Here is an 8,171-nt window from a genome sequence, read left to right as displayed (position 1 = left end):
CAACTCAATATGCCTGTGGTGATGATGAGCGGCCATGCCAGCATTGACACTGCGGTTGAAGCCACCAAAATCGGCGCGCTCGATTTTCTGGAAAAACCGATTGCCCTGCAAAAACTCTTGTCCGCAGTAGAACGCGCCTTGAAACATGGCGAAGTTCAGACGGCCTCCGGCATGACTTTGGACAAACTGGGCAACAGCCCCATTATTCAAGAAATGAACGGTAGCATTGAAGCGGCCGCCAAACACAACCGCCCGCTGTTGTTGGCCGGTGAGGCTGGCTCGCCGTTTGAGATTGTCGCCCGCTATCTGCATAAAAGCGGTACGCCTTGGGTGACAACCGACCGTGTCGAACACATTGTCGATACGCCGATGGAGCTGTTGCAAAAGGCATCAGGCGGCATTTTGTATGTCGGCGATATTGCCCGTTACAGCAAAAATATCCAAAACGGCATTGCTTTCTTGCTGGAAAAAGCCGACCGCTACAATGTCCGTGTGATTGCTTCATGCGGCTTTAAACGCGGTGAGAGCGCCGATGACGTCGTTGCCGGCCGACTGGCGGAGCTGTTGAAAGAGCGCATCAATGTTCCTTCTTTGCGCAGCCAACCGGACGACATCGTCTTTTTAATCAACCGCATTATGACCGATTTGGCCGAAAGTCAAAAAATCCAGCCGGTAAAATTCAGCGACAGCGCGTTGGTGGTTTTGCGCCAATACGATTGGCCGGGCAATTACGACCAGCTTGCCGAAACGGTAAAAAACATCATGTTGGAATCGGACGGCAAAGAAGTGGACGAGCAGGCTGTTGCCGTGGCTTTGGGTCAGAAGGAAAACGCGACGGCGACAGAAATCATCGGCGGCTTCAATTTCAATATGCCTTTGCGCGAATTGAGGGAAGAAGTCGAGCGCCGCTACTTTGAGTACCATATCGCCCAAGAAGGCCAAAATATGAGCCGCGTGGCGCAAAAGGTCGGTTTGGAGCGTACACACCTTTACCGCAAACTCAAACAACTGGGTATCAGCGTATCGCGCCGCAGCGCCGACAAATCCGACGAATAAGCGCAATATCGGTTCAAACACAAAAGAGGCCGTCTGAAAGCCATCAGGTTTTTCAGACGGCATCGTCATTTGACGGTTTGCTTGGATAAGCAATATTTGATAAAAAATAATGATATGGCTCGGCATTGTTGTTTTGCATTTTGGGCCGACAAAAGTTTTATACCAATAAAATTTTCAGACGGCCTTGATTTACTTCAGGCCGTCTGAAAAAAACATTACGAAAAGGGAACAGATTGATGACGGAAAACGAGCGTTTTGCTTGGTTGCAACTGGCATTTACGCCTTATATCGGCGCAGAAAGTTTTTTGGTGCTGTTGCAGCAATTCGGTAGTGCACAAGCAGCCTTGAGCGCGCCGGCAGACAAAATTACCGCGTTGGTGCGCCATAAACAGGCTGCCGAATCGTGGCGCAATGCGAACAAACGGGCTTTGGCGCAGCAGTCTGCCGAAGCCGCTTTAAAATGGGAAATGCAGGACGGTTGCCGTCTGTTGCTGCTGCAAGATGATGATTTCCCCGAAATGCTGACGCAAGGTATTACCGCGCCGCCGGTTTTGTTTTTACGCGGTAATGCAGAGTTGTTGCACACACCTTCTGCCGCGATTGTCGGCAGCCGCCATGCCACGCCGCAGGCAATGCGGATTGCCAAAGATTTCGGCAGGGCGTTGAGTGAAAAAGGCATTCCCGTCGTATCGGGTATGGCTTTGGGTATCGATACCGCCGCCCATCAGGGCGCATTGCAGGCAGATGGCGGTACCATTGCCGTCTGGGGAACCGGTATAGACCGCATTTATCCGCCGTCCAATAAAAACCTTGCTTATGAAATTGCTGAAAAAGGATTGATTGTCAGCGAGTTCCCTTTGGACACGCGTCCGTTTGCAGGCAACTTTCCGCGCCGCAACCGTTTGATTGCCGCGTTATCGCAGCTGACATTGGTGGTCGAGGCGGCATTGGAATCCGGCTCATTGATTACTGCCAAGCTGGCGGCGGAAATGGGGCGCGAAGTGATGGCGATACCCGGTTCGATAGACAATCCGCACAGCAAAGGCTGCCACAAGCTGATTAAAGACGGGGCAAAGTTGGTTGAATGTTTGGACGATATTCTCCATGAGTGTCCGCAGCTATTGCAAAATACGCCTGTTCCATCATATTCTATAAATAAGACGGTCAAACCAAAAAACGATCAAACCAAACGTCTGCAACCCAAAACAATAGCGGATGAACCGCAAAGGCCGTCTGAAAACCTACCTGCCGCCCCATCAACAAGCGCTTTATTGGAAGCAATGGGTTACGACCCGATACATCCCGATATTTTGGCGCAACAAACCAATACGGCAGCGGCAGACGTGTACGCACAGCTTTTGGAATACGAACTTGACGGTATCGTTGCCGCCTTACCGGGCGGCCGTTATCAGCGTGTCAAAGCATAAATTATCTATATTTAAGGAACCAGCATGACCGAAGTCATTGCCTATTTAATCGAACACTTCCAAGATTTCGACAATTGTCCGCCTCCGGAGGATTTGGGTCGCCTCTTGGAAGATGCGGGTTTTGATGCTACGGAAATCGGCAATACATTAATGATGATGGAAGTCTTGTTCAATACGTCCGAATTCTATGCCGAGCCGTTTAACAGCGATTCCCTGCGCGTATTCTGCCGTGAAGAAGCTGAAAACCTGCCGCAGGAAGTCATGGGCTTGATGCAGTATTTGGTTACCGAACACGCAATTACTTATGAGCAACGCGAAATCGTCATTCACGCCCTGATGCATATTCCATCGGACGAAATTACCCTCGATACCGCCAAAGTGTTGGTATTGCTGGTGTTGTGGATGCACAAGAGCGAGCTACCCGTCCTGATTGGCGACGACTTGATGAGTGCGTTGACCGGACAAAACGTGATGCACTAAACCTTTTTTCAGACGGCCTCAATAATAAAGGCCGTCTGAAACATAAATCCAATACATCCAAAAGAGAACAACAATGGCGAAAAACTTATTAATCGTCGAATCCCCGTCCAAAGCCAAAACCCTGAAAAAATATCTGGGCGGTGATTTTGAAATCTTGGCGTCTTACGGCCACGTCCGCGATTTGGTTCCCAAAAGCGGAGCAGTCGATCCCGACAATGGCTTTGCCATGAAATACCAACTGATCAGCCGCAACAGCAAACACGTCGATGCCATCGTTGCCGGTGCCAAAGAAGCTGAAAACATCTACCTCGCAACCGACCCGGATAGGGAAGGCGAAGCCATTTCTTGGCATCTTTTAGAAATCCTTAAATCCAAACGCGGCTTGAAAAACATCAAGCCGCAGCGTGTCGTGTTCCACGAAATCACTAAAAACGCCGTGCTCGATGCGGTTGCCCATCCGCGCGAAATCGAAATGGACTTGGTCGATGCGCAACAAGCCCGCCGTGCTTTGGACTATCTGGTCGGTTTCAACCTCTCACCATTGTTGTGGAAAAAAATCCGTCGCGGTTTGAGCGCAGGCCGTGTACAAAGCCCTGCTTTGCGTTTGATTTGTGAGCGCGAAAACGAAATCCGCGCGTTTGAAGCGCAGGAATATTGGACGGTACATCTCGACAGCCACAAAGGCCGCAGTAAGTTTACCGCCAAACTGGCCCAATACAACGGTGCGAAACTCGAACAATTCGACCTGTCGAACGAAGCCGCGCAAGCCGACGTATTGAAAGAACTCGAAGGCAAAGAGGCCGTCGTTACCGCCATTGAAAAGAAAAAGCGCAGCCGCAATCCTGCCGCGCCGTTCACCACTTCTACCATGCAGCAGGATGCCGTGCGCAAACTCGGCTTTACCACCGACCGCACCATGCGTACCGCCCAGCAGCTTTACGAAGGTATAGACGTAGGGCAGGGCGCCATTGGTCTGATTACCTATATGCGTACCGACAGCGTGAATTTGGCCGATGAAGCGTTAACCGAAATCCGCCATTACATCGAAAACAAAATCGGCAAAGAATATCTGCCAAGTTCGGCCAAGCAGTACAAAACCAAATCCAAAAACGCCCAAGAAGCCCACGAAGCGATCCGTCCGACTTCCGTGTACCGCACGCCCGAAAGCGTCAAACCCTTCCTGAGCGCAGACCAGTTCAAACTCTATCAAATGATTTGGCAACGTACCGTTGCCTGTCAGATGACGCCCGCCAAATTCGACCAAACCACCGTCGATATTACCGTCAGCAAAGGCGTGTTCCGCGTAACCGGACAAGTGCAAACCTTCGCAGGCTTCCTCAGCGTTTACGAAGAAAGCAGCGATGATGAAGAAGGCGAAGACAGCAAAAAACTGCCCGAAATGAGCGAAGGCGACAAATTGCCTGTGGACAAACTCTACGGCGAGCAACACTTCACCACCCCGCCGCCGCGCTACAACGAAGCCACGCTGGTTAAAGCCCTAGAAGAATACGGCATCGGCCGCCCCTCGACCTACGCCAGCATCATCTCCACGCTCAAAGACCGCGAATACGTTACCCTTGAGCAAAAACGCTTTATGCCCACCGACACAGGCGACATCGTCAATAAATTCCTGACCGAACACTTCGCCCAATATGTCGATTACCACTTTACTGCCAAACTTGAAGACCAGCTTGACGAAATTGCCAACGGCAAACGCCAATGGATTCCCGTGATGGATAAATTCTGGAAACCATTTATCAAGCAAGTAGAAGAAAAAGAGGGTATCGAACGCGCCAAATTTACCACGCAGGAACTCGACGAAACCTGCCCGAAATGCGGCGAACACAAACTGCAAATCAAATTTGGCAAAATGGGTCGTTTCGTTGCGTGTGCCGGTTATCCCGAGTGCAGCTACACCCGCAACGTTAACGAAACCGCCGAAGAAGCCGCCGAACGTATTGCCAAAGCGGAAGCAGAGCAAGCTGAACTCGACGGACGCGAATGCCCTAAATGCGGCGGTCGTCTAGTGTACAAATACAGCCGTACCGGCAGCAAATTCATCGGTTGCGCCAACTATCCGAAATGCAAACACGTCGAGCCGCTGGAAAAACCGAAAGATACCGGCGTCCAATGCCCGCAATGCAAAAAAGGCAACCTCGTCGAACGTAAATCCCGTTACGGCAAACTATTTTACAGTTGCAGCACTTATCCTGACTGCAACTACGCCACTTGGAACCCGCCCATTGCAGAAACCTGTCCAAAATGCGCATGGCCGGTTTTGACCATCAAAACCACCAAACGCTGGGGTGTGGAAAAAGTCTGCCCGCAAAAAGAATGCGGCTGGAAAGAGCAAATTGAACCTCCTGCACCGAAGGAGTGAAGGTAGGTTGGTTTAAAATAGGAAAGGCCGTCTGAAAAGTTTTCAGACGGCACTCCCATAAACAGAAAAGCCTTACTTATTCGATTGAAACTTTCTGCAAACTTCTACATTAATCCGTATAAAGTTCTGCCAAGATATTTGTTCAGATAAATGGGCGCGGTAATAATCCTCCACACGGCAAACCAAAGGGCGAGTTGCATAGATAGAACACAACATTGTATTTTCATTAAAATGTTGACATATACCGTCTCCGCGATCCAGCCATGCGGTTTGTTCGCTTAGACTGACCCTTTGACAACACAAACCGCAGGCGGAACAAGGAAAGGGTTCGGAGGTCAAAACTCAATCACCTTTACATCATCGTTTTTCAGTGACAAAATTAGCTTATCGACCTGTTGCAGCGGAGAGTCCTTGGCAATATTCACAATGCCGTTTATTGCCGTATCAATAACATTGATATTGCCGGCCTCAATCCCTTTGTCCAGTGCATCAAATAAACCGTCAATCATCTCGCGGCGTTCCCGAAACGTATTTTCCAAATACAGCCGCAAAATTTCCTGCTGATTTTTCAACTCCTTCAAACGGACATCTTTCCATGCACCGATTGCCTCACGTTTGGTTTTCTCTTGGGCTGCGATCTTTTTGTATTCGTTGTGTGCTTCCAAAATACGGGTAAACGAGCTTGTTGCGGCTTCCAAAGGAATAGCTGTGGGGACTTTCGACGGAGCAACTTTGTCGAGAATTTGGATTTTATTCATACTTCTGCCCCAAGTTCAATATTCAAATAACCTTCACATTGATGCCTGATATTGGGAACAGGCGAACCATCATCCTCCATAATGGGCGTATTCATCAGGTTTTTGATGGCTTTGCCAATAACCAGCATAGCGTGAAAATTAGGATCATCGATGCTGTTTACACGAACCTGCTCAAAGCGTCCGATCATTTTTTCCAAAGTCTGTTTCATCTCTTTTGCATTATCTTGCAGGCCTTTGAGCCCTTCGGCGATCAAATCCATTTCGGCAACGGCTTCATCGATTTGGGCTTCATATTTTCGTGCTTCCGTCAGGGCTTCTTCCGCTTTACTGGCCAGCATAAATCCGCCGACTGCTAAAGCTGGGCCTGCAATGATACCGCCCAAAGCCACCATTCCTCCTGCCATTCCGAACCCGCCTGCAGATAATGCGCCACCGCCAAGCCAGGCAAGGGTTGCATTGGTTGCAGCAGCTCCGGATAGAGTAGAGATGGCTGTACCTGTAGAAGCAGTTGCAATCAAAGGAACTGCACCATACGCTCCAAAACCGGCCAATGCCCCAGTAATAGCACTACTACCGAAATTAGTGCTTAGTTCCAATGACGTTTGCACCATTGTTTCCATTTCTTTCAGCTCTGTAACGTCAAATGTACTGTTAAAGCCGGAAAGTTCGCTTTTGACATGTTTATTGTTAGTGCTGTGTAATATTTGTATGATATGGTTGATTTGATTTTTAAAAATCTCTACCTTTAATCTCCCCAATTTTTCAAAGCAGTCGTTAGTTTCCTCTTTGGTTTCATCTAATTCCTCCTGCCTTTTCTTGTAACGGCGTTCTGCCCGTTCGCCTATTTCCTTGGCGTTGTTAATATCGCTGATTGCTCCTGCTCCTTTAACAACGCCTGTTGCGGCAAGGGTAGCAGCTGCGCCCCAAAGTAAAATTGGAATGGCCATATTTAAGTTACTCTCTTTAAAATTTATTAAAAATATAGTAAAAATTTTAATACTTGATAAAATCTTGGGATTGTATTCAGAATGAATTTTTATCTCCAGTAACTCAAAGATTTGAAATCTACTCTAATAATTCAATCATCTATACAGAAAGTTTAGTCTATGGAAACTCACGAAAAGATCCGCTTGATACGCGAATTAAATAAATGGTCTCAGGAAGAAATGGCGGAAAAGTTAGCCATGTCTGCCGGTGGATACGCTAAGATTGAGCGAGGTGAGACACAATTGAATATTCCAAGACTGGAGCAGTTGGCGGCTATCTTTAAAGTAGATATGTGGGATTTGTTAAAATCTAGTAATAACGGGATGGTTTTGCAGATTAATGAAGGAGACGGTGGAGGCGATATCGCTTTATATGCTTCAAGTGATATGGCTATGAAATTGGAGTTGTTGAATCAGGAGTTAAAACATTGCCGGGAAATGCTGGAGCAGAAGGATAAGGAAATTGAGTTGTTGAGAAAGTTGGCTGCTTCTGTACAGAAGTAAAAGTCTAGGTCGTCTGAAAAATGATTTTCAGACGGCCTTTTTGTATTGAAAGGATAGAAGGGAATACGGTTTGATAGCAGTTTCACTATATAATTGAGGCCGTCTGAAAAATCGGCATCTTTTTAAGAATTATGGCAAACAACAAACATTCCAAACACAGCAATCAAGTACGTATTATTGGTGGACAATGTAGGGGACGAAAGTTAACATTTTTATCTGCAGATGGTCTGCGCCCGACGCCTGACAGCGTGCGTGAAAAACTGTTTAATTGGTTGGGTCAGGATTTAACCGGTAAAACAGTATTGGATTTATTCAGCGGTAGCGGTGCTTTGGGAATGGAGGCCGCTTCTCGTAATGCGGCAAAAGTGGTAATGGTCGATAACCACCGCCAAACTGTTCAAACGCTTCAGAAAAATATCCGTGAATTAGGTTTGAAACAGGCGAAAATCGAGTGTTCAGACGGCATGGCTTATCTGGCAAGGCCGTCTGAAAAATTTGATGTCGTGTTTCTTGATCCGCCGTTTGCATGGGAAGATTGGCAAAATCTGTTTATCCGATTGCAAAGCCACTTGAAAAATGG

At 47.9% G+C, this 8,171-nt stretch carries 8 protein-coding genes and 2 pseudogenes; 7 read left to right on the top strand and 3 right to left on the bottom strand.

The window, feature by feature from the left end; genetic code table 11:
• From ACTHSP_RS15120 to topA, 5 genes and pseudogenes are all read left to right on the top strand, one after another.
• Nucleotides 1-1,056: sigma-54-dependent transcriptional regulator (locus ACTHSP_RS15120; protein ID WP_440346368.1), on the top strand; the 1,056-nt coding region annotated here is incomplete at its 5' end.
• A gap of 236 nt (nucleotides 1,057-1,292) precedes the next feature.
• Nucleotides 1,293-2,223: pseudogene (gene dprA / locus ACTHSP_RS15115) on the top strand (DNA-processing protein DprA); the annotation flags it as partial.
• Nucleotides 2,224-2,282: 59 nt separating this feature from the next.
• Nucleotides 2,283-2,483 (top strand): annotated as a pseudogene (locus ACTHSP_RS15110) (DNA-processing protein DprA); the annotation flags it as partial.
• 24 nt (nucleotides 2,484-2,507) lie between these two features.
• The gene (locus ACTHSP_RS15105; protein ID WP_003679497.1) at nucleotides 2,508-2,963 is read left to right on the top strand and encodes a DUF494 family protein; all 456 of its coding nucleotides are present in this window, start codon (nucleotides 2,508-2,510) and stop codon (nucleotides 2,961-2,963) included.
• Between the two features lie 73 nt (nucleotides 2,964-3,036).
• Nucleotides 3,037-5,343: a type I DNA topoisomerase gene (gene topA, locus ACTHSP_RS15100; protein WP_440346367.1), complete on the top strand. Its 2,307-nt coding sequence runs from the start codon at nucleotides 3,037-3,039 to the stop codon at nucleotides 5,341-5,343.
• A gap of 72 nt (nucleotides 5,344-5,415) precedes the next feature.
• Here the strand turns inward: topA and ACTHSP_RS15095 are convergent, their stop codons facing one another.
• From ACTHSP_RS15095 to ACTHSP_RS15085, 3 genes are read right to left on the bottom strand one after another with little or no spacing between them, the layout of a single operon-like run.
• Nucleotides 5,416-5,682 carry a YkgJ family cysteine cluster protein gene (locus tag ACTHSP_RS15095; RefSeq protein ID WP_083306168.1) on the bottom strand — a complete coding sequence of 89 codons (267 nt, stop codon included), beginning with the start codon at nucleotides 5,680-5,682 and terminating at the stop codon, nucleotides 5,416-5,418.
• Nucleotides 5,679-6,101 carry a hypothetical protein gene (locus tag ACTHSP_RS15090; RefSeq protein WP_440346366.1) on the bottom strand — a complete coding sequence of 141 codons (423 nt, stop codon included), beginning with the start codon at nucleotides 6,099-6,101 and terminating at the stop codon, nucleotides 5,679-5,681. The genes ACTHSP_RS15095 and ACTHSP_RS15090 overlap by 4 nt, the downstream gene beginning before the upstream one ends.
• Nucleotides 6,098-7,048, bottom strand: coding sequence for a hypothetical protein (locus ACTHSP_RS15085; protein ID WP_440346365.1), 951 nt, complete (start codon nucleotides 7,046-7,048; stop codon nucleotides 6,098-6,100). Before ACTHSP_RS15085 ends, ACTHSP_RS15090 begins: the two co-directional genes overlap by 4 nt.
• Nucleotides 7,049-7,207: 159 nt before the next feature.
• Between ACTHSP_RS15085 and ACTHSP_RS15080 the strand changes: the two genes are divergently transcribed.
• Both ACTHSP_RS15080 and rsmD read left to right on the top strand, forming a co-directional pair.
• On the top strand, nucleotides 7,208-7,591 hold the full coding sequence (locus ACTHSP_RS15080; protein WP_440346364.1) for a helix-turn-helix domain-containing protein: 384 nt from the start codon (nucleotides 7,208-7,210) through the stop codon (nucleotides 7,589-7,591).
• Between the two features lie 131 nt (nucleotides 7,592-7,722).
• Nucleotides 7,723-8,171: 16S rRNA (guanine(966)-N(2))-methyltransferase RsmD (rsmD, locus tag ACTHSP_RS15075; RefSeq protein WP_440346363.1), on the top strand; the 449-nt coding region annotated here is incomplete at its 3' end.

Source organism: Neisseria sp. P0001.S005 (assembly GCF_051963715.1).
This window is presented reverse-complemented; position numbering and strand designations above follow the sequence as displayed.

Bases quoted from the DNA above. Each gene is read 5' to 3' on its own strand.
- ACTHSP_RS15105 (WP_003679497.1), top strand. From the start codon at position 2,508: ATGACCGAAGTCATTGCCTATTTAATCGAACACTTCCAAGATTTCGAC.
- topA (WP_440346367.1), top strand. From the start codon at position 3,037: ATGGCGAAAAACTTATTAATCGTCGAATCCCCGTCCAAAGCCAAAACC.
- ACTHSP_RS15090 (WP_440346366.1), bottom strand. From the start codon at position 6,101: ATGAATAAAATCCAAATTCTCGACAAAGTTGCTCCGTCGAAAGTCCCC.
- ACTHSP_RS15085 (WP_440346365.1), bottom strand. From the start codon at position 7,048: ATGGCCATTCCAATTTTACTTTGGGGCGCAGCTGCTACCCTTGCCGCA.
- ACTHSP_RS15080 (WP_440346364.1), top strand. From the start codon at position 7,208: ATGGAAACTCACGAAAAGATCCGCTTGATACGCGAATTAAATAAATGG.